Genomic DNA, 20,552 nt, shown 5'->3' with positions numbered 1-20,552 from the left:
TCTCGCGTAATCATTACTCGCCGAATGCCCTGCGCAATGCCGCCGCGGCCTCCGCGTGCGCATGCGCAACATCGGGCACGAAGCCGCCCATCTTGAAGAACTCGTGGATCATGCCCGGATAGCGCCTGAGCGTGACTTCGTTGCCATGGTCGCGCAGCTTCTTCGCGTAGGCATCGCCTTCGTCACTCAACGGATCGTATTCGGCAGTCGCGATCCAGGCGGGCGCGAGTCCGCCGAACTCGGGTGCGCCGCGTGTGCCGTCGAGCGGCGCAAAACGCCAGTCGTCGCGATCGCTCGCCTCGCGTACGTACTGATCGAAAAACCATTGGATCGTCTCGCCCGACAGCAGGAAGCCGTCGGCAAGTCGCGAGTGCGAATCGGTCTCCTGATAGCCGGTCGTGCCGGGATAGATCAGCAACTGCAGTGAAAGCGCGATGCCGGCGTCGCGCGCGAGCACCGCGCAAACCGTGGCGAGCGTGCCGCCCGCGCTGTCGCCGCCTACCGCAAGCCGCCCGGCGTCGATGCCGAATTCCGCGGCGTGCGCATGCAGCCAGACGAGCGCGTCGAAAGCGTCGTTGACGGCGGTCGGAAACTTGTGTTCGGGCGCGAGCCGGTAATCGACCGACAGCACCGTGCATTTTCCGTCGCGCGCAAACATGCGGCACAGCGCATCGTGCGTATCGACGCTGCCGACCGTGAAGCCGCCGCCGTGATAGTAGATCAACGCAGGAGCCGGCTCGGCCCAGCTCGGCTCGACGGCCTGATAAAGACGCGCGCGAATCGTTGCGCCGTCGCGCGTCGGTACGCGCAGGTCTTCGACGGCAAACATCGGCGCGCTCGCAATCTCGAGAATCGGCGCACTCTTCTCATACGACGCGCGCGCCGCTTGCGCGGTCATCTCATGGAGCTTCGGACGCTTTGCGCGCGCGATCATGTCGAGCACCTGCTCGATCTTCGGGTTCAGCGGCATGTGACGCAGGTAACGTTAGATGGCGCATACGCGCCGCAGGTTGAAAAGGCGCACGCGACACTGCGCCCACCGAACGGCGGAACGGCGCTAGTCGGAATCCGCCTGCCTGACTTCGGGCTTCAGCGACATCGGGTCGGTGGGATCGCGCAACTGCTCGATGTCCTCGTGACGCAGTCTCACCGTCGCCATGATGGCCGGGTGCGTGATGATATAGAAACGGCGCTCGGCGATAGCCTCGAACGTGATGCCGGCGACATCGGCGGCACTGAGCTTGCCCGATTGCACCGCGCGCTGCAGTTGCTTGCCCGCGGCGATCTGCGAGCGCGTCGGGCGGCTCTCGTTGCGAAGTTCGGCGGGCCGCGAGCGTTCGGCATCGGCGATGCCCGTGGGCACGAACGCAGGGCACAGCAGCGAACAGCCGACGCGGCGGCTCGCCTCACGCCCGGACTGCGCAATCTGCAGGTCGTGATACAGCGTCTCGGTGAGCGACACGACCGCGTGTTTGGACGCGTTGTAGACGCCCATCGCGGGCGGCGACAGCAGCCCCGCGACGGATGCGGTGTTGACGATATGCGCTGGCTCGTTCTGCGCCAGCATGATCGGCGCAAACGCACGCACGCCGTGCGCGACGCCCATTACGTTGACTCCGAATACCCACGACCAGTCGTTGGCGGAACTCTCCCACAGCAAGCCGCCCGAGCCCACGCCGGCGTTGTTGAACAACAGATGCGCCTTGCCGAACGCATCGAGCGCGGCTTGCGCGAGCGCCTCGACCTGCGTTGCGCTCGACACGTCGGTCGGCACGCCGATCGCGTCGGCCCCCGCCGCGCGCAATGTATCGACGGCCTGCGCGAGCGCGTCGGGATTCAGGTCGGCCAGCACGAGCTTCATGCCGAGCGCCGCGCCTTTCTGCGCAAACGCGAGGCCGAAGCCGCTGGCCGCGCCGGTGATGACCGCGACCTTGCCTGCAAATTCGAACATCCGTGGACTCCCTTGTGTGCTGCAAACGCGGCTGCAAGTGCGGGTGCAAGTGCGGCTCCATACGCTTCCAACCGCCGGCCGCCGCCATGCCCTCACATCAGATCAACCGCACAAGTTGCTTGCCGAAATTCTTGCCTTTCAGCAAGCCGATGAACGCTTCGGGCGCCGCATCGAGCCCTTGCGCGATGCTCTCGCGATAGTGCAGCTTTTTCTGCGCGACCAGCGTGCCAAGCTGCTTGAGCGCTTCGGGCCAGACGTCCATATGCTCGCTGACAATAAAGCCCTGCACGAGCAGACGCTGCGTCAATATCAGCGACGGGTGCTTGAGCGGCACCGGCTGACCGTCGTAGCCCGCAATGTATCCGCAGAGGGCGATCTGGCCGAACGGGTTCATGCGTGCGAGCGTCGCGTCGAGCACTTCGCCGCCGACGTTCTCGAAGCAACCATCGACGCCGTCCGGCGTCGCCGCCTTCAGGTCCTGATAGAGGTTGCCCGCCTTGTAGTCGATGCACGCGTCGAAGCCGAGCGTCTCCACCACGTAGCGGCACTTCTGCGGACCGCCCGCGATACCCACTGCGCGCGCGCCGGCTTCTTTCGCCAGCTGTCCGACCACGCTGCCCACTGCTCCGCTCGCCGCGCTGACCACGACCGTCTCGCCGGCCTTCGGCGCGATGATCCGGTTCAGTCCGTACCACGCCGTTACACCCGGCATGCCGACCGGTCCGAGATAAGCGGACAGCGGCACATGCGTGTCGTCGACTTTCTGAATGCCCGCCCCGTTCGACGTGCCGTACTCCTGCCATCCAAACATTGCGACGACCTTGTCGCCGACCGCGAACTTCTCATTCTTCGATTCGACCACCTCGCCGACCGTGCCGCCGATCATCACTTCGTCGAGCGGTTGAGGCGGCGCATACGACTTGCTGTCGTTCATGCGACCGCGCATGTACGGGTCGAGCGACAGATAGTGATTACGCACGCGCACTTCGCCATCGGCGAGCGGTGCAAGGGGCGTTTCGACGAGGCGGAAGTTCTCGGGCGTCACTGCGCCTTGCGGCCGCGAAGCCAGCACGAGCTGACGGTTGATCTGTGGCATGACATCGTCTCCTTGATTTGCTGCTTCTGCTGATTATGAAGATCGGCTACAGGTTGCCGGGTGCATATCGCTACGGTTGCAGCGAGCCGTGCACCCGGCCTGCGCGTGGACAATGCGGAGCGAAACGCCGCATGTGCTCAGCCGTCGCTAGGACCGGGTTTCGCCGATGGGTCGCTGCGCAAGCGTTGACGCGTCACGTCGCGGCCCACGGCAAGGCGGCGCATGTATTTGAACGTGCCGAGCGCCTTGGCGACGAAGTGCCCTTCGCTATCGCGGATCTCGCCTTCGCAATAGGCCATCGTCGTGGAGCGGTGCAGCACGCGGCCTGTCGCGCGCAACTCACCGCGGCCGGGCTGCATGAAGTTGACCTTCATTTCGACCGTGACCACGCCGACACCGTCGCCCGCGAGGCTGCGCGCGGCCATCGCGAGCGCAACGTCGGCGAGCGTCATGGTTACGCCGCCGTGCGCGACGTCCCACGTGTTCATATGCTCGGGCAGCAAAGGCAGCGTCACTTCACTGACGCCGTCCGCCGCCGACACCAACTCAGCGCCGAGCCGGTCGACAAAGGGACTCTCAGGCAGCGACGCGCCCGTCGCGGTGGATGAAGATGATTCGGACATTGCGGCTTCAGTTGACTTGTCTTGACATGAGGGCGGTGCAACTCGCAATGATGTGCAAACAGCAGCATGCACGCGACGGAGCACCGCGCCAAAGGAGAGGAAATGATACCCGCTATGGCACAGCGCGGTGTCGAGCGACACTTCGGCTCGACGGGCTAAGCGGGCTAAGCGGGTTAAGCAGGCTAAGCGGCCTCACCGTATTCAACGGGCGCGGTGCGCTCACGCCGCTTGTGTCGCCGCCCGAGCGGCCATCGCTGTCGCAAGCCGGCCGAGCTTGAGCACGGCTTCATCCGCGAGTTCGAGGTCCGTGCTCGGACAACTGAGCCTGATGAACCGATCGAAGCGGCCCGCGTTCGAAAACACAGTGCCCGGCATCACGCGGATGCGTTGCTTCAAAGCGGCATCGAACAACGCGGCCGACGACACGGCGTGCGGCAACTCGATCCAGAAGAACATACCGCCAGCGGGTGGCGTAAAACGCGTTCCATCGGGAAAGGAGGCGCCGATTGCCGCCGACATCCGCTCCCGCTGCAGCCTCAAGCGATCGCGCAAACGCCGCAAATGCCGTTCATACGCGTTCGTTTCGAGAAACTCGGCAAGCACGACTTGCGACAGTTGTTCGTTGTGACGCGACTGCGCAAACTTCAGCATGCCGATACGCGGATGCCAGCGCCCGCCGTTGATCCAGCCGATCCGCATGCCGGGCGCGAGGGTCTTGTTGAACGACGTGCAGTGGATCACGGTGCCGTCGGTGTCCCACGCCTTCAGCGAGCGCAGCGGCTGCGCGCTATCGACAAGCTCGCGATACGGGTCGTCTTCGATCAGCGCGACGCGGGCTCGCGCGCACAGTTCGACCAGCCTTGCCTTGTGCGGATCGGGCATCACGCTACCAAGCGGATTCTGCAAATTCGGCACGACGACCACGGCCTTGATGTCGGGATGCGTTTGCAACGCAAATTCGAGCGCCTCGATGGCAAGCCCGCTCGTCGGGCTCGCTGGAATTTCGAGTGCGCGCAGCCCGAGGCTTTCCAGCGCCTGGAGCAAGCCGAAGAAACAGGGCGACTCGACGGCAACGGTGTCGCCCGGTTGCGTGACCGCTCGCAACGCGAGATTGACGGCCTCGATGCCGCCGTGCGTCATGATGATGTCGTCCGCGCCGATCTGAATGCCCGCTTCGAGCGCGCGGCGCGCAATGATCGCGCGTAACGCCGGGTCGCCCTGGTCCGGTCCGACCGCGGTCAGCAATGTGGGCCGTCGGCGCAACGCGCGCAGCGCGGCTTTTTGCAACGCGTCAGTCGGATAAAGGTCAGCCGAAGCGGTTGCGCCGCCGAGATTGAATGCGTCCGGATAGCGCTGATATTGCGAAACGATCGCCGAGATCGCCGAGTGAATACCGACGAACTGAGCGGCCTGCGGCAGGGCCGCGAGATCGGGCTCCGACGCCGCCGGCAACGCAGCGCGTTGCGAAGCGCGCACGAAGTAGCCGGCGCGCGGCCGCGCCTCGATTAGCGCTTCGCGTTCGAGCACGCGGTAGCTCTCGGTCGCCGTCGCGAGACTTACGCCGTGGCGCTGCATGAATGCGCGCATCGACGGCATGCGCTCGCCGGGACGCAGCACGCCGTTGCGGATTGCGCGACGGTAGTGGCCGGCCAGTTGACGATAAAGCGGCTCGCTCGCCGGCAAAACGTCCTTAAGCGCGAGGTCCGCGCGCTCGGACTGCTCGGACTGCATGACGGTATCCATGGGGGTGTCCGTTTGCATGTAGGTGGATCGGCTCATCAACCGATGGTGCGCACTGCGGCGGCGCCGCGACAGATACACGTTCCTTGCATTTCGACCGATACAGCGCGCCAAACCGCCGTCTTGTAGCGGTTCAGATTGCCGATAACTGCGGCTGTTTTCAAGGGCACCCGCTCGATATGCTGGATGGCATGCAAACGGTCTTAAGGAAACGGTCATGTCAACTCGCCCCAACGCCGATCTGTCCCGCCTCACTGTCGGTCAAGTCGCTCTGCAGGACGTGCGCGCAAGAAGCAGCGTCGTTGCCGTTGAGGGCGATCTGCAACTGGCGTTTCGCGATCATTCGCTTGCGTGGCTCGGCGATGCCGTTTCAATGACGTCCGTCACCTTGCACGAGGGCCAGTGCTTCGTCGTGCAGCAACACGGCATGATATCGATTAGTGCCGCGGATGCGCGGGCCGCTGCCTTCGTGGTGCAACCGTCGCTTGCTGAAAACAGAGGCAGCAGCTCGACAGGTCGAACCCTGCTCTGGTTAGCCGCATTCCTGAAAGCGACGCTGCGGCGCGCTGCTTAAGACGAAGCATGAGACGAAGATAAGACTAAACACGAGCGGTACCTGATTGACCCTCTCGAGAAGCCGCATCAGAAGCGCCCGCGCGCCGGAGTTCGCCAGCTACAATGCATGACCCCATCCGCTCTTCGAGGTCCCGGCCATGTCCTTCGTCCGCATGCTGTTCAGCGCGCGTTTGTGCCGCATGACCGCGTTATGCGCTGTCTTCGCGCTTACGATGAGCGGCTGCGCCGGATTCTTCGGCGATCCGTTGCGCGTGAGCGTCGCCGGCATCGAACCGATGGACAGCCAAGGCTTCGAGATGCGTTTCAACGTCAAACTGCGCGTGCAAAATCCGAACGATTCGGCGATCAGCTTCAATGGCGTGTCGCTCGATCTGGAACTGAACGGCAAGCCGTTCGCGAGCGGCGTCAGCGACCAGAGCGGCACCGTGCCGCGCTTCGGCGAAACCATTGTCAATGTGCCGTTGACGGTGCCCGCGTTTTCCGCCGTTCGCCAGGCGTTCGCGTTCGCCGGGGTGATGCAGGGCAGCACCGCGCCGTCGGGCCAGATTCCGTACATCATGCGAGGCAAGCTCGCCGGCGGCCTGACCGGCACGACGCGCTTCGTCGATCAGGGCGCGTTGAGCCTGCCCTCGACGGGCATGGCTCTGCCCTGACCACGCGCTCTGCTGACCACGCCGTCAAGCGACTTCGAACAGCCCCGCCGCGCCCTGCCCGCCGCCGATACACATCGTCACCACGACGAGCTTCGCGCCGCGCCGCTTGCCTTCGATCAGCGCATGCCCGGTGAGCCGCGCGCCCGACACGCCGTACGGATGGCCGACCGCAATCGCGCCACCGTTGACATTCAGACGGTCATGCGGAATGCCGAGCTTGTCGGCGCAATACAGCACCTGCACCGCAAACGCTTCGTTCAATTCCCACAGGTCGATGTCCTCGACTTTCAGCCCCGCTTGCTTGAGCAGCTTCGGCACGGCGAAAACAGGGCCGATGCCCATCTCGTCCGGTTCGCAGCCTGCCACCGCGAAACCCCGGAAAATGCCGAGCGGTTGCAACCCTTCGCGCTCCGCGACTTTCGCGTTCATCACCACGCAAGCGGACGCACCGTCTGAGAACTGGCTCGCGTTGCCCGCCGTGATGACGCCGCCCGGCAGCGCGGTGCGGATCTTCGATACGCCTTCGAGCGTCGTGTCCGCGCGAATGCCCTCGTCGCCGCTGACCGTCACTTCTTTCGTGTACAACCGGCCGGTCGCTTTGTCGGCGACGCCCGCGAGCACCGTCAACGGCACGATCTCGTCCTTGAACTTGCCGGCTTCCAGCGCCGTTGCGGCGCGCTGCTGCGAGCGCACGCCGTACTCGTCCTGACGCTCTTTCGAAATCGAATAGCGTTTCGCGACATTCTCGGCGGTCTGCAACATCGACCAGTAGATTTCCGGCTTGTTCTTGCTGAGCCAACCGTCGGTCAACATGTGCTGGTTCATCTCGTTTTGCACGCACGAGATCGATTCGACGCCGCCCGCGACGAACACGTCGCCCTCGCCGGCTATAACGCGTTGCGCGGCCAGCGCGATGGTTTGCAATCCCGACGAACAGAAACGGTTCACCGTCATGCCCGGCACGCTGACCGGCAAGCCGGCGCGCAGCGCGATCTGCCGCGCGATGTTCATGCCCGTCGCGCCTTCAGGATTGGCGCAACCCATGATCACGTCCTCCACACGCGCCGGGTCCAGCTTCGCCCGTTCGACGGCGGCGTGCGTTACGTGCCCGCCGAGCGTCGCGCCATGCGTCATGTTGAAACCGCCGCGCCATGATTTGGCGAGCCCCGTGCGGGCGGTCGATACGATTACGGCGTCAGTCATGCGAGTCTCCTGCGTATAGATGGCGAGGGTGGCGCGTGCTTTCCGTGCGGGCGATATCGCCGCCGCGCCGCAATAACGCGCGCCACCGCTGTCGTTCGATATGAGCGGCGTGTGCCGTGTGCGGCGTCAGCCGTTAAAGCCCCGGCCTTGAGCCGCAAGTTCGGCGATGCTGGGCGCCAGTTGCCACGCGTCGCCATTCGGCTGCGATGCGTAGCGGCGAATTGCGCGCTCGACGTTGTAGAGGCCGACGGTGTCCGCGTACAGCATCGGGCCGCCGCGATACAGCGGGAAGCCATAGCCGGTCAGATACACCATGTCGATGTCCGACGGCTTCGATGCAATCCCTTCTTCGAGAATCTTCGCGCCTTCATTCACGAGCGCGAATACGAGACGCTCGACGATCTCGTCGTCGCCGATCTTGCGGCGCTGCGTGTTCGTTTCGTTCGAGTAAGCAACGATCATGTCGTCGACCAGTTTCGACGGATGCGCGGTGCGGTCGCCCGCCTTGTAGTCGTACCAGCCACCGCCGGTTTTCTGGCCGAAGCGCCCCGTCTCGCACAGACGGTCGGCGATCTTCGAATAATGCATCTCCGGATGTTCTTCATAGCGGCGCTTGCGGATCGCCCAGCCGATGTCATTGCCGGCCAGATCGCTCATGCGGAACGGTCCCATTGCGAAGCCGAACTTTTCAATGGCGCGATCGACTTGCGCGGGCAGCGCGCCCTCTTCGAGCATGAACAGCGCCTGGCGGATGTACTGCTCGATCATCCGGTTGCCGATGAAGCCGTCGCACACGCCCGACACCACCGCCGTCTTCTTGATCTTCTTCGCAAGCTTCATGACGGTGGCGAGCACGTCTTTCGCGGTTTGCTTGCCGCGCACCACCTCGAGCAGCTTCATGACGTTGGCCGGGCTGAAGAAGTGCATGCCGACCACGTCTTGCGGCCGCCTCGTTAACGCGGCGATCTTGTCCACGTCGAGCGTCGACGTGTTCGACGCCAGGATCGCGCCGGACTTCGCCACTTCGTCGAGACGCTTGAACACCTGCTCCTTGACGCCGAGTTCTTCGAACACCGCTTCGACGATCAGGTCCGCGCTCTTCAGGTCGTCGTACGAAAGCGTGGGCGTGATCAGCGCCATCCGCTCTTCGAGCGCTTCGGGCTTGAGCTTGCCCTTCTTCACCGTTGCTTCGTAGTTCTTGCGGATTGTGGCGAGGCCGCGGTCAAGCGCCTCCTGTTTCGTTTCGAGCAGCGTGACGGGAATGCCGGCGCTGATGAAGTTCATCGCGATGCCGCCGCCCATCGTGCCCGCGCCGATCACCGCGACCTGGCGGATCTCGCGCACTGGCGTATCGGCAGGCACGTCGGGAATCTTGCTCGCGGCGCGCTCGCCGAAGAACGCGTGACGCAGCGCACGGCTCTCGGGCGTTTGCACGAGCGCGACGAAGCATTCGCGCTCGACCGCGAGGCCTTTGTCGAAGCCGTTTTTCACGCCGGCTTCAACGGCGTCGATACATTTGAGCGGCGCGGGGAAATTCTTCGCGACGGTTGCGACACTATTGCGCGCGAACTGGATAAAGCCTTCGGCATTCGGATGCTCGATCTTGCGCTCGCGCACTTTCGGATGCGGGCCTTCTTTTGCGCCGACCTTGCGCGCGAACGCGAGCGCCGCTTCGGCGAGATCGCCGTCCACGAGTTCGTCGAATAGACCCGATCGGGCGAGGTCCTGCGACATGACAGGCGCGCCGGAAACGATCATGTTGAGCGCAGTTTCGAGGCCGATCGCACGCGGCAGACGCTGAGTGCCTCCCGCGCCCGGCAAGATGCCGAGCTTGACTTCGGGCAACGCGATCTGCGCGCCGGGCGCGGCGATCCGGTAGTGCGCGCCTAGCGCGAGTTCGAGCCCGCCGCCCATCGCGACGCTGTGAATCGCCGCCACAACCGGTTTTGCGCTGCCTTCAACGGTCTTGATGACGGTGGCGAGCGTCGGCTCCTGGGTGGCTTTCGGCGTATTGAATTCGGTGATGTCGGCGCCGCCCGAGAAGGCTTTGCCCGCGCCCGTCAGCACAATGGCCTTGATGGTCGCATCGTTCTGCGTGCGCTCGATGCCCTCGACGATCCCCGCCCGGGTCGACAGGCCGAGGCCGTTGACGGGAGGATTGTTCAGCGTGATGACGGCCACGCCGTCATGGGTTGTGTAGTCCACTGCCATCTGCCTGCCTCCGTGCGATGCATCGCATCCTTGAGATGAGGCGGCGCAGCGCGCGCCGCCCGTCCGGGTCCACCAGACGACTGGTGTCTGGCTTCAGTGCTCCAACCTTCGTCTCACGTTCAGGTCGGCCGTTCCGGTGTCAGCAGGCAGAATACACAAAAAAGCACGCTCGTTCAATTTATCGTCAGCCGGGGTTTCCCCTGGCGAGCGGGCAGTCTCCCTCGAACATCTGGGCTTCCAGCGCCGACGGCAGCACGTGATCGCGGAAGATTTCGCGCAGCTTCAGCTTTTGCAATTTGCCGGTGGCCGTGTGCGGCAGTTCGTCGACGAACACCACGTCGTCTGGGATCCACCATTTGGCGACCTTGCCGTTGTAGAACGCGAGCAGTTCTTCGCGGGTCACGTCGAAACCCGCGCGTTTGACCACGGCCAGCAGCGGACGCTCCGTCCATTTCGGATGAGCGCATGCGATGCACGCCGCCTCCGCGACCGCCGGATGCGCAATCGCGACGTTCTCGACGTCGATCGAACTGATCCACTCGCCGCCCGACTTGATGACGTCCTTCGAGCGGTCCGTGATCTGCAAAAAGCCGTCACGGTCGATAGTCGCGACGTCGCCGGTCGGAAACCAGCCGTCCACGAGCGGCGAGTCGTCCTTGCGGAAATACCGGTCGATCACCCAAGGCCCACGCACATACAGATCGCCAAACGCGACGCCGTCCCACGGCAACTCCGTACCGTCCTCGCCGACGATCTTCATATCGACGCCGTAAAGCGCATGCCCCTGCTTCTCAAGCAGTTTGCGCTGCTCAGCCAGGGGCCGCTGCGATTGCTCCCACGTGAGCTTCGCCAACGTGCCGAGCGGCGACATCTCAGTCATGCCCCATGCGTGAATGACCTGTATGCCGTAGTCGTCCTCGAAAGTGCGCAGCATTGCGGGCGGACACGCGGAGCCGCCGATCACCGTGCGCTCGAGCGACGAAAAGCGCACGCCGGCTTCGCGCAGATAGTTCAACAGGCCGAGCCAGACGGTCGGCACGCCAGCCGAATAAGTGACGCGCTCGCGCTCCATCAGTTCGAACAGCGACTTGCCGTCTAGGTCCTTGCCTGGAAACACGAGCTTTGCGCCGGTGAGCGGCGCGGCGTGCGGGATGCCCCAGGCGTTGACATGGAACATAGGGACGACGGGCAGCACAGAATCGCGCGCAGACAGGCTCATTGCGTCGGGCAGCGATGCGCCGAACGCATGCAGCACCGTCGATCGATGCGAGTACAGGGCGCCTTTCGGGTTGCCCGTGGTACCTGACGTATAGCAGAGATACGACGCCTGACGCTCGTCGATTGGCGGCCATTCGAAATTGCCGTCCTGTGCGTTCACGAGCGTTTCGTAACTCAGCACGGGCGTTTCCATCGCAGGCAAATGTGCTTCGTCGGCGAGAGCGATCCAGCCTCGTACTTTCGGGCATTGCGGCGCGAGGCCGTCGACTAGCGGCGCAAAGGTCGTGTCGAACAGCACGCAGGCATCGCCGGCATGATTGATGATGTACGCAATCTGATCGGGAAAAAGGCGCGGGTTGATCGTGTGGCACACGGCGCCGAATCCGGTCGTGCCGTAATAGGTTTCGAGATGCCGGTAGCCGTTCCATGCCAGTGTCGCGACCCGCTCACCGGAATGAACCCCGAGCGCGATCAAGGCCTGCGCGAGCTGCTTTGCGCGCCGTTCGCAATCACGATAGGTGTAGCGATGAATGTCGCCTTCAATACGCCGCGACACGATCTCGGTACTGCCGAAATGCCGCGCCGCGTGAGCGAGCAGCGAGGGCACGGTGAGGGGCACATCCATCATCTGGCCAAGTAGCGGCATCGTCATAAAGGGTCGTCTCCTGGCCTTTTTCTTTTCAGGGTTTGGACATTGAAGCGCCGTTCGGGAGAAACCGGCGCGGCAGTGAAATTGCTGAAGCAAGCGACAGGCGAGTCACGCATCCGCCACCACTGGAATGTTCGTATCGGGCATACGTGGGCCATACGCGAAGCCATACACGGGCCAAATGCCGGGCCGCCAGCAGCGCCGCGGGTGCGGACTTACAATATCGGTTAATAGTGAGGCGCTCAACATGTCGTTTTCCCCAAGCATTGCAGGCCTGTCCGGGCCTCTGGCGGCACTTTCCGAACTTCTTACCAACCCCACCGAAAGCGCGTTTGCGCGGCTTGGCAGCACGTTTCTCACGCGCTTGCCAGCCACGCCGCTGAGCGCGCCGTACCTGGTCGGTTTTTCCGCCGACACCGCCGCGCTGCTCGGGTTAGAGCCGGGCCTCGAAAAAGATCCTGCGTTCGCCGAGCTGTTTTCCGGCAATAGCACCCGCGAATGGCCGGCCGAGGCGCTCCCGTATGCGTCGGTGTACTCGGGGCATCAGTTCGGCGTGTGGGCGGGACAGCTCGGCGACGGCCGCGCGCTCGGACTGGGCGAAGTCGAACATGCGGGTCAGCGGTTCGAGCTGCAATTAAAAGGCGCCGGGCGCACGCCGTATTCGCGCATGGGCGACGGTCGCGCGGTGCTGCGCTCGTCGATTCGCGAATTTCTCTGCTCAGAAGCCATGCATCACCTTGGCATTCCGACCACGCGCGCGCTGTGCGTGATCGGCTCAGACCAGCCGGTGCGGCGCGAGGAGATCGAAACCGCCGCCGTTGTCACGCGCGTTGCGCCGAGCTTCGTGCGCTTCGGCCACTTCGAGCACTTCTACTCGAACGATCGCACCGACGCGCTGCGCGCGCTCGCGGATCATGTGATCGAGCGCTTCTATCCGCATTGCCGCGAAGCCGACGATCCGTATCTCGCGTTGCTGAACGAGGCCGTGTTGTCCACGGCGGATCTGATGGTCGAATGGCAGGCCGTCGGCTTCTGCCACGGCGTGATGAACACGGACAACATGTCGATCCTGGGCCTGACCATCGACTATGGTCCGTTCGGCTTCATGGACGGCTTCGACGCGGGCTACATCTGCAATCACTCCGACTCGCAAGGTCGTTATGCGTACCGGATGCAACCGCAGATCGCGTACTGGAATCTCTTTTGCCTTGCGCAAGGACTGCTGCCGCTGCTCGGCGAACGCTACGAGCAAAGCGCGCGCAACGACAAAGCCATCGAAGACGCACAACGCGTGCTCGGCGGTTTCAAGGAGCGTTTCGGCCCGGCGCTCGAGCGGCGCATGGCGTCAAAGCTCGGGCTCGAAACCGTGCACGACGGCGACGCGCAACTGGTCAACCGCCTGTTCGACGTGATGCATGCGAACCGGGCGGATTTCACGCTGACTTTCCGCAACCTCGCCCGTATGTCGAAACACGACGCGAGCGGCGATGCGCCGGTGCGCGATCTGTTCCTCGACCGCGCTGCGTTCGATGCCTGGGCGAACGAGTATCGCGCGCGCCTGTCCCATGAAACACGCGACGACGCCGCGCGCGCCATTGCAATGAACCGTGTGAACCCCAAATTCATTCTTCGCAATCATCTGGCGGAAACGGCGATCCGCCACGCGAAAGAGAAGGATTTTTCCGAACTTGAGCGTCTGGCCGCGGTGCTGCGTCGTCCGTTCGACGAACAGCCCGAGCACGAAGCGTATGCGGGGTTGCCGCCCGACTGGGCAAGCTCGCTGGAAGTCAGTTGCTCGTCATGACCCGCAAGCTGCAAGCCGCTCTCATTACAAGCCCGAGACAGGAACCGATATGAACAATCCCGACGACCTCAAGCACGACACCCCGGCGGTGCAGAAAGACGACACCGAGTGGCGCAAGCAGCTTTCCGACATCGAATATCAGGTGACGCGCCACGCGGCCACCGAGCGCCCGTTCACCGGCCGTTATCACGATCATTGGGAACGCGGCATTTATGACTGCGTCTGTTGCGGCACACCGCTGTTCGAATCGGATACGAAGTTCGACGCCGGCTGCGGCTGGCCGAGCTACTTCAAACCGATCAACGGTGAAGTGATTGCCGAAAAAACCGACCGGTCGCACGGCATGCTGCGCATCGAGGTTCAATGCAAGAATTGCGGCGCGCATCTCGGCCACGTGTTCGAAGACGGACCGGCGCCAACGGGTCTGCGCTACTGCATCAATTCGGCTGCGTTACAATTCGACCCCAAGTAACGCAGCGTCCGGGTTTGGCGCTCTCTGTGCCTGTGCTGGCGAATTGCGGTTGCTGTCGACGAGTGCTCTGGCGTACGCCGACGCGGTAATGTGCCGAAGCAACTGTGAGCCGCCAGGCCTGGGCCACAAGCAGGCATGGATGGCACAGTCCGCCCCGAACCGCAGGTAGACGCAACCGGCAGCTACCTGCGGCATCGGAATGCGAACCGGGCGCCTGGCGCGGGGCATCGCGTCACGCTGGCAGCCCGGTTTCGCGTGGGCCGCGACGGAAATCAGTTCGCCTCCTCCGGCGCCGCGCCTGGTTGTGTGCTGCATGCCGCGGGGTGCCTCGTGCATGACGCCGCGCACTCGCTCCTCCGACCCACTCTCCGAGTTCCCGTCAGATAAATGAAATTCCTGTTCGATCTGTTCCCGATCATCCTGTTCTTCGTCGCCTTCAAGGTGTGGGGCATCTTCACGGCGACCGCAGTGGCGATCGTTGCCACGCTGGTGCAGATCGCGTGGGTGGCCTTCCGGCACCGCAAGGTGGACCCGATGCTGTGGGTGAGCCTCGGCGTCGTCACCGTGTTCGGCGGCGCGACGCTCGTTCTGCACAACGACACCTTCATCAAGTGGAAGCCGACTGTGCTGTACTGGGCCTTCTCCGTCGTGCTGATCGTGTCGCAACTCGCGTTCAACAAGAACCTGATCGAAGCGATGATGGGTAAGCAGATCACGCTGCCGCATGCAATCTGGGGCAAGCTGAGCGTGATCTGGGCGATCTTCTTCGTGCTGCTCGGACTGCTCAACCTGTTCGTCGCGTACAACTACACGACCGACCAGTGGGTCAATTTCAAACTGTTCGGCGCGACAGGCTGTCTGGTGGTGTTTATCGTCGGACAGAGCTTGTGGCTGTCCAAATACATGAAGGAGGAATGACATGAGCGATATGTTCATGCACGCCACCACTGCCGAGCGTGCCGCGCTGATCGAAGCGCGCCTTACCGCCGCGCTCGCGCCCATCGCATCGATCCAGATCACCGACGACAGCGCGCAGCACGCCGGCCACGCCGGCGCTGCCGCCGGCGGTCATTTCAGTGTCACGATCGTGGCTGCCGCATTCGCCGGCAAGCCCCGCGTGGCGCGGCATCGCATGGTGTATGATGCGCTGGCCGATGCCATGCAGCGCGGCATTCATGCCCTTGCAATCACGGCTTACACGCCCGAAGAATTCGCTTTGTTGCCCCGCTAGGAAACTTCCGATGACCTTGAAGAAAACCCGTCTTTGGGTATTGCTGGCTGCGTTTGCGGCCGCACCTGCATTCGCACAGAACATCGCCGTGGTGAACGGCACGCCGATTCCGAAAGCACGCGCCGACGCACTGATCGACCAACTGGTTCATCAAGGCCAGCAAAACACGCCGCAACTCCAAATGGCCGTGCGTGAAGAACTCGTGAACCGCGAAATCCTGATGCAGGAAGCGCTGCGCCGCGGCCTGCCGAATCGTCCGGACATCAAGGCGCAAATTGCTGTCGCTCAGCAAACCGTCGTGCTGCGCGCACTGATCGAAGACTTCGTGAAGAAGAACACGCCGAGCGACGCGGAAGTCACCGCTCGCTACAACGCACTGATCAAAGACGCAGGCGGCAAGGAATATCACCTGCATCACATTCTCGTGGACAACGAGCAGCAGGCGAAGGACCTGATCGCGAAAATCAAGGGTGGCGCGAGCTTCGAGGATCTGGCCAAGCAGTTCTCGAAGGACCCGGGATCGGGCAAGAACGGCGGCGACCTGGACTGGTCTGACCCGAAGGCTTACGTGCCGGAATTCGCGGAAGCGGCCACGCATTTGCAGAAGGGCCAGATGTCGGACACGCCGGTGCATACGCAATTCGGCTGGCACATCATTCGCGTTGACGACGTGCGCAGCATCACGCCGCCGCCGCTCGAGCAGGTGCGCCCGCAGATCGTGCAGCAGATCCAGCAAGAAAAACTGCAGGCATTCGAAGAAGGTCTGCGTAAGAACGCGAAGATTCAGTAAGCGTTAGTTCGCAATCTTCGATCTGGTTTGAAAAAGCCCCGTTCAGTTGATGACTGAACGGGGCTTTTTTGTGCCGCGCTTCGGCGGGCTTAGCCGCCACTCGACTGTGCGATTTCGCTGAGTGCGCGCCGCGAGTACGCGCACTCACTACCTCGCTACCTCATTATCCCAGCCAGCGACGTGCGTTCTGAAAGACGCGCATCCACGGGCTTGCGTCCGTGGCGCCCTCGCCCCAGCTTTCCGGATGCCAGCTCATTTGCACCGCGCGATGCACGCGCTCCGTGTGCGGCATCACAACGGTGAAGCGGCCGTCGGGCGTAGTAACGGACGTGATGCCGTTCGGCGAACCGTTCGGATTGAACGGATACTGCTCGGTCGCCTGACCACGGTGATCGACGTAACGCATTGCCACGGCGACCTTCGACGCATCGCCTTGCTGCGAGAAGTCCGCATAGCCCTCGCCGTGCGCAACCGCGACCGGAATGCGCGAACCTTCCATACCGGCGAAGAAGATCGACGGCGACGCCTCGACCTGCACGAGCGAAAAACGCGCCTCGAATTTCTCTGACTTGTTGCGCGTGAACTTCGGCCATGCTTCGGCACCGGGAATCATCGACGCGAGACTGCTCATCATCTGGCAGCCGTTGCAGATGCCAAGCGCAAACGTGTCGGTCCGGCCAAAAAACGCCGCGAACATATCGGCCAGTTGCGAGTTGAAGCGGATCGCCTTCGCCCAGCCTTCGCCGGCGCCGAGCGTGTCGCCGTACGAGAACCCGCCGCACGCCACCGCGCCGGCGAAGTCCGCCAGATCGGCGCGGCCCGCAAGCAGGTCGCTCATGTGCACGTCGTGCGCGTCGAAACCGGCGCGGTCGAACGCATAGGCCGTTTCAAGGTGTGAGTTCACGCCCTGCTCGCGCAGAATCGCCACGCGCGGACGCGCGCTCTTGCCGACGTACGGCGCGGCCACGTCGTCTGTAGGGTCGAACGTCAGCACAGGGGTGATGCCCGGATCAGCGGCGTCGAGCAGCGCGTCGTATTCCGCGTCGGCGCAAGCAGGGTTGTCGCGCAAACGCGAAATGCGCCAACTCACTTCGCTCCACGTGCGATGCAGCTCGACACGCGCCGCTTCATAGACCTTCTTCGCGTCGCGATAGATTTCGATGGTATCGCGATCGTTGATCTTGCCGATCACATGCGAGCACGCTGACAGGCCATGCTCGCGCAACGCTGCCAGCACCGCGTCGCGGTCGGCCGCGCGCACCTGAATCACGGCGCCGAGTTCTTCGGTGAAGAGCGCGCGGATCGTGCGGTCTTCGCGGCGGCCGCTCGTCTGCTTTGCCCAGTCTTTCGCGTCGCCGTAATCCGACTCGTGATGCGGATCGAGCACGAGCATGTCTACATTCAACGACACGCCGACGTGACCCGCGAACGCCATTTCACAGACGGTCGCCCACAGGCCGCCGTCGGAGCGGTCGTGGTAAGCGAGCAGCTTGCCGTTCTGGTTCAGCGACTGGATTGCGTTGAAGAAGCGCTTCAGGTCTTCCGGATCGTCCACGTCAGGCACTGTATCGCCGATCTGCTGCGTGACCTGCGCGAGAATACTGCCGCCCAGACGATGCTTGCCGCGGCCGAGGTCGATTGCGATCAGCACGGAGTCGCCTACGCCGTCCGAACCGCTTGCGCGACGCAGTTGCGGCGTGAGATGACGGCGCACGTCTTCGACCGGCGCGAATGCCGAGATGATGAGCGAAACCGGTGCGACGACTTCTTTAGCGACGCCGCGGTCTTCCCACTTGGTGCGCATGGACAGCGAATCCTTGCCGACCGGAATGCTGATGCCGAGTGCCGGGCACAGTTCCATACCGATCGCCTTGACCGTCTCGTAGAGCGCCGCGTCTTCGCCCGGCGCGCCGCATGCAGCCATCCAGTTCGCCGACAGCTTGAGCTTGTCGAGCGACGCAATAGGCGCCGCTGCGATGTTCGTGATCGCCTCGCCGACCGCCATGCGGCCCGACGCGGGCGCGTTGATGACGGCGAGCGGCGTGCGCTCGGCCATTGTCATCGCTTCGCCGCGAAAGCCCGCGTAGTCCATGGTCGTGATCGCGACGTCCGCGACCGGAACCTGCCACGGGCCGACCATCTGGTCGCGCGCCGTGGTGCCGCCCACCGAGCGGTCGCCGATCGTGATGAGGAACGACTTGCTCGCGACCGTGGGATGGCGCAGAACGCTTACCGCGACTTCTGGGAGCGCGAGGCCGGTCACATCCACCGGCTGGACCTTCGGCTCGACGCGCGTAACGTCGCGATGCATGCGCGGCGCCTTGCCGAGCAGCACTTCCATTGGCATGTCGACCGGTTGATGCGCGTTCTCGTCCTTCAGTTCGGGATCGATCAGCTTCAGCTGACGTTCGGCCGTTGCCGTGCCGATCACGGCGAACGGACAGCGTTCGCGCTCGCACATGGCCTGGAAAGCCGGCAGATCGGCGGGCGCAATGGCGAGCACGTAGCGCTCCTGCGCTTCGTTCGACCAGATCTCGCGCGGCGACAGGCCGCTTTCCTCGAGTTGAATTTTGCGCAGATTGAAAATCGCGCCCTTGCCTGCGCCGTCGACCACTTCCGGAAACGCGTTCGACAGGCCGCCCGCGCCCACGTCGTGAATGCTCAGGATCGGGTTTTTGTCGCCCAGTTGCCAGCACGCATTGATGACTTCCTGCGCGCGCCGCTCGATCTCCGGGTTGCCGCGCTGCACGGAGTCGAAATCGAGTTCGGCGGTATTCGTGCCAGTCGCCATCGAGCTTGCTGCGCCGCCGCCCATGCCGATGCGCATGCCCGGGCCGCCGATCTGAATCAGGAGCGACCCTTCCGGCAGGTCGTGCTTGTGCGTGTGCTGATCCGAAATATTGCCGATGCCGCCCGCGATCATGATCGGCTTGTGATACCCGCGCACGAGACCCGCCACGTTCTGCTCGTAGGCGCGGAAATAGCCGCCGAGATTCGGCCGGCCAAATTCGTTGTTGAATGCGGCGCCGCCGAGCGGGCCGTCGATCATGATTTGCAGCGGCGAAGCGATGCGGTCCGGGCGGCCGTACGCCTCAAGCTTGTCGGCCGGATTGCGATGCGCGAGCGGCACGGCGACATCGCGTGCATTTTCCCAGGCTTCGACGCCGTCGGGCAATTCGAGGTTCGACACCGTGAAGCCCGCGAGACCGGCCTTCGGCCGCGCGCCGCGGCCGGTCGCGCCTTCGTCGCGAATTTCACCGCCCGCGCCCGTCGCGGCGCCAGGGAACGGCGAGATCGCGGTTGGGTGATTGTGCGTCTCGACCTTCATCAACGTGTGCGTGAGCTCGACGCTGCGGCGATAGTGCTCGGGCAGTTCGTTCTCACCAAGCTCCTCAGGCGTGCGCGGAAACCAGCGCTCCGCCATGCCGCCCGCCATGATCGCCGAGTTGTCCGAATAAGCGACGATCGTGCCTTGCGGATTGAGCTTCTCGGTATTGCGGATCATGTTGAAGAGCGAGATGTCCTGCTTCTCGCCGTCGATGGTCCATTCCGCGTTGAAAATCTTGTGACGGCAGTGCTCGCTGTTGGCCTGCGCGAACATCATCAGTTCGACGTCTGTCGGATTGCGGCCGAGTTTCGTGAATGCGTCGACGAGGTAGTCGATCTCGTCGTCGGCGAGCGCGAGGCCCAGTTCCGTGTTCGCTGCTTCCAGCGCGCGCCGGCTTTGGCCCAGCACGTCGACGGTTTGCAGCGGCTTGGCCGGCAGTTCGTCGAACAGATGCAGCGCATGGTCGCGCGACGGCGCGACGCTCTCGGTCATGCGGTCGTGCAACGCGGCGGCGACGGCTTCGCGCGCTTCGTCGGAAAGCGCCTTCTTGCCGCCCAGCAGGCCGCTTTTCAGCGTGACCGTGTACTCGACGCCGCGCTCGATCCGGCGCACCTGCGTGAGCCCGCACAGGTGCGCGATATCCGTTGCCTTGCTGGCCCACGGCGACACCGTACCGAAGCGCGGCACCACCAGAAACGTTTCGGCCGCGCCGCGCTCTCTGGTTTCTTCGAGCGGATGACCGTAGTGCATCAGCGCCTCGATCTTCGCGTTGTCTTCAGCGGAAAGCGGGGTCTGTGCGTTGACGAAGTGCAGATATTGCCCGCGCACGCCCGTGATATTCGGGTCGATGCGCGTAAGCGTTTCGAGCAGGCGGGTTTGACGGAAATCGGAAAGGGCCGAAGCGCCGGGGAAACACGAGAAGTGGGCCATGGACTTGACGTTGCGTCGCTCAATGATGCCGAAGAGTCGCGCGTGATGGCGACATGAGGCGGAAAGGAAGTCCGGGA

Annotated in this window: 16 protein-coding genes; 7 read left to right on the top strand and 9 right to left on the bottom strand. The window is 63.7% G+C overall.

The window, feature by feature from the left end; genetic code table 11:
• Positions 1-13 precede the first annotated feature (13 nt).
• From SB753_RS10105 to SB753_RS10085, 5 genes are all read right to left on the bottom strand, one after another.
• Entirely contained in the window at positions 14-970 is a 957-nt protein-coding gene (locus SB753_RS10105) for an alpha/beta hydrolase (protein WP_410800090.1), read from the bottom strand.
• A gap of 87 nt (positions 971-1,057) precedes the next feature.
• Positions 1,058-1,951, bottom strand: coding sequence for an SDR family oxidoreductase (locus SB753_RS10100; protein WP_410800089.1), 894 nt, complete (start codon positions 1,949-1,951; stop codon positions 1,058-1,060).
• Between the two features lie 97 nt (positions 1,952-2,048).
• Positions 2,049-3,047, bottom strand: a complete 999-nt coding sequence (locus tag SB753_RS10095) for an NADP-dependent oxidoreductase (protein WP_410800088.1) — start codon at positions 3,045-3,047, stop codon at positions 2,049-2,051.
• Positions 3,048-3,184: 137 nt separating this feature from the next.
• The gene (locus SB753_RS10090) at positions 3,185-3,670 is read right to left on the bottom strand and encodes a PaaI family thioesterase (RefSeq protein ID WP_410800087.1); all 486 of its coding nucleotides are present in this window, start codon (positions 3,668-3,670) and stop codon (positions 3,185-3,187) included.
• 219 nt (positions 3,671-3,889) lie between these two features.
• Entirely contained in the window at positions 3,890-5,401 is a 1,512-nt protein-coding gene (locus SB753_RS10085; RefSeq protein WP_410800290.1) for a PLP-dependent aminotransferase family protein, read from the bottom strand.
• A 226-nt stretch (positions 5,402-5,627) separates the two neighbouring features.
• On the opposite strand from SB753_RS10085, the gene SB753_RS10080 reads away from it, so the two are divergent.
• The gene (locus tag SB753_RS10080) at positions 5,628-5,984 is read left to right on the top strand and encodes a hypothetical protein (protein ID WP_020065925.1); all 357 of its coding nucleotides are present in this window, start codon (positions 5,628-5,630) and stop codon (positions 5,982-5,984) included.
• 139 nt (positions 5,985-6,123) lie between these two features.
• Complete coding sequence (locus SB753_RS10075) at positions 6,124-6,639, top strand: LEA type 2 family protein (RefSeq protein ID WP_410800086.1); 516 nt, start codon at positions 6,124-6,126, stop codon at positions 6,637-6,639.
• A 24-nt stretch (positions 6,640-6,663) separates the two neighbouring features.
• Here the strand turns inward: SB753_RS10075 and SB753_RS10070 are convergent, their stop codons facing one another.
• The 3 genes from SB753_RS10070 to SB753_RS10060 form a co-directional block, all read right to left on the bottom strand.
• Positions 6,664-7,842: an acetyl-CoA C-acyltransferase gene (locus SB753_RS10070; protein WP_410800085.1), complete on the bottom strand. Its 1,179-nt coding sequence runs from the start codon at positions 7,840-7,842 to the stop codon at positions 6,664-6,666.
• Between the two features lie 126 nt (positions 7,843-7,968).
• Positions 7,969-10,053, bottom strand: a complete 2,085-nt coding sequence (locus SB753_RS10065) for a 3-hydroxyacyl-CoA dehydrogenase NAD-binding domain-containing protein (RefSeq protein ID WP_410800084.1) — start codon at positions 10,051-10,053, stop codon at positions 7,969-7,971.
• A 184-nt stretch (positions 10,054-10,237) separates the two neighbouring features.
• Positions 10,238-11,923: a 3-(methylthio)propionyl-CoA ligase gene (locus SB753_RS10060; RefSeq protein WP_410800083.1), complete on the bottom strand. Its 1,686-nt coding sequence runs from the start codon at positions 11,921-11,923 to the stop codon at positions 10,238-10,240.
• Positions 11,924-12,167: 244 nt separating this feature from the next.
• Between SB753_RS10060 and SB753_RS10055 the strand changes: the two genes are divergently transcribed.
• The 5 genes from SB753_RS10055 to SB753_RS10035 all read left to right on the top strand — a co-directional run bounded on the left by SB753_RS10055 (position 12,168) and on the right by SB753_RS10035 (position 16,217).
• Positions 12,168-13,724: a protein adenylyltransferase SelO gene (locus tag SB753_RS10055; RefSeq protein ID WP_310065248.1), complete on the top strand. Its 1,557-nt coding sequence runs from the start codon at positions 12,168-12,170 to the stop codon at positions 13,722-13,724.
• Between the two features lie 49 nt (positions 13,725-13,773).
• Complete coding sequence (gene msrB / locus SB753_RS10050) at positions 13,774-14,196, top strand: peptide-methionine (R)-S-oxide reductase MsrB (protein WP_020065919.1); 423 nt, start codon at positions 13,774-13,776, stop codon at positions 14,194-14,196.
• Between the two features lie 387 nt (positions 14,197-14,583).
• Positions 14,584-15,114, top strand: a complete 531-nt coding sequence (locus tag SB753_RS10045) for a septation protein A (protein ID WP_027778365.1) — start codon at positions 14,584-14,586, stop codon at positions 15,112-15,114.
• Between the two features lies 1 nt (position 15,115).
• Positions 15,116-15,427 (top strand): BolA family protein, encoded by a 312-nt coding sequence (locus tag SB753_RS10040; RefSeq protein WP_020065917.1) that lies wholly within the window; start codon positions 15,116-15,118, stop codon positions 15,425-15,427.
• Positions 15,428-15,437: 10 nt separating this feature from the next.
• Positions 15,438-16,217: a peptidylprolyl isomerase gene (locus SB753_RS10035; RefSeq protein WP_020065916.1), complete on the top strand. Its 780-nt coding sequence runs from the start codon at positions 15,438-15,440 to the stop codon at positions 16,215-16,217.
• Between the two features lie 163 nt (positions 16,218-16,380).
• On the opposite strand, the gene purL is transcribed toward SB753_RS10035, so the two are convergent.
• On the bottom strand, positions 16,381-20,475 hold the full coding sequence (gene purL / locus SB753_RS10030) for a phosphoribosylformylglycinamidine synthase (RefSeq protein WP_410800082.1): 4,095 nt from the start codon (positions 20,473-20,475) through the stop codon (positions 16,381-16,383).
• Between the last annotated feature and the right edge of the window lie 77 nt (positions 20,476-20,552).

The sequence above is a fragment of the Paraburkholderia sp. SIMBA_053 genome, from assembly GCF_046534895.1.
Taxonomy (GTDB): domain Bacteria; phylum Pseudomonadota; class Gammaproteobacteria; order Burkholderiales; family Burkholderiaceae; genus Paraburkholderia; species Paraburkholderia caledonica.
The sequence above is the reverse complement of the archived record's forward strand: the minus strand, read 5'-3'. Positions and strand labels throughout refer to the sequence as shown.

Bases quoted from the DNA above. Each gene is read 5' to 3' on its own strand.
- SB753_RS10105 (WP_410800090.1), bottom strand. From the start codon at position 970: ATGCCGCTGAACCCGAAGATCGAGCAGGTGCTCGACATGATCGCGCGC.
- SB753_RS10100 (WP_410800089.1), bottom strand. From the start codon at position 1,951: ATGTTCGAATTTGCAGGCAAGGTCGCGGTCATCACCGGCGCGGCCAGC.
- SB753_RS10095 (WP_410800088.1), bottom strand. From the start codon at position 3,047: ATGCCACAGATCAACCGTCAGCTCGTGCTGGCTTCGCGGCCGCAAGGC.
- SB753_RS10090 (WP_410800087.1), bottom strand. From the start codon at position 3,670: ATGTCCGAATCATCTTCATCCACCGCGACGGGCGCGTCGCTGCCTGAG.
- SB753_RS10085 (WP_410800290.1), bottom strand. From the start codon at position 5,401: ATGCAGTCCGAGCAGTCCGAGCGCGCGGACCTCGCGCTTAAGGACGTT.
- SB753_RS10080 (WP_020065925.1), top strand. From the start codon at position 5,628: ATGTCAACTCGCCCCAACGCCGATCTGTCCCGCCTCACTGTCGGTCAA.
- SB753_RS10075 (WP_410800086.1), top strand. From the start codon at position 6,124: ATGTCCTTCGTCCGCATGCTGTTCAGCGCGCGTTTGTGCCGCATGACC.
- SB753_RS10070 (WP_410800085.1), bottom strand. From the start codon at position 7,842: ATGACTGACGCCGTAATCGTATCGACCGCCCGCACGGGGCTCGCCAAA.
- SB753_RS10065 (WP_410800084.1), bottom strand. From the start codon at position 10,053: ATGGCAGTGGACTACACAACCCATGACGGCGTGGCCGTCATCACGCTG.
- SB753_RS10060 (WP_410800083.1), bottom strand. From the start codon at position 11,923: ATGACGATGCCGCTACTTGGCCAGATGATGGATGTGCCCCTCACCGTG.
- SB753_RS10055 (WP_310065248.1), top strand. From the start codon at position 12,168: ATGTCGTTTTCCCCAAGCATTGCAGGCCTGTCCGGGCCTCTGGCGGCA.
- msrB (WP_020065919.1), top strand. From the start codon at position 13,774: ATGAACAATCCCGACGACCTCAAGCACGACACCCCGGCGGTGCAGAAA.
- SB753_RS10045 (WP_027778365.1), top strand. From the start codon at position 14,584: ATGAAATTCCTGTTCGATCTGTTCCCGATCATCCTGTTCTTCGTCGCC.
- SB753_RS10040 (WP_020065917.1), top strand. From the start codon at position 15,116: ATGAGCGATATGTTCATGCACGCCACCACTGCCGAGCGTGCCGCGCTG.
- SB753_RS10035 (WP_020065916.1), top strand. From the start codon at position 15,438: ATGACCTTGAAGAAAACCCGTCTTTGGGTATTGCTGGCTGCGTTTGCG.
- purL (WP_410800082.1), bottom strand. From the start codon at position 20,475: ATGGCCCACTTCTCGTGTTTCCCCGGCGCTTCGGCCCTTTCCGATTTC.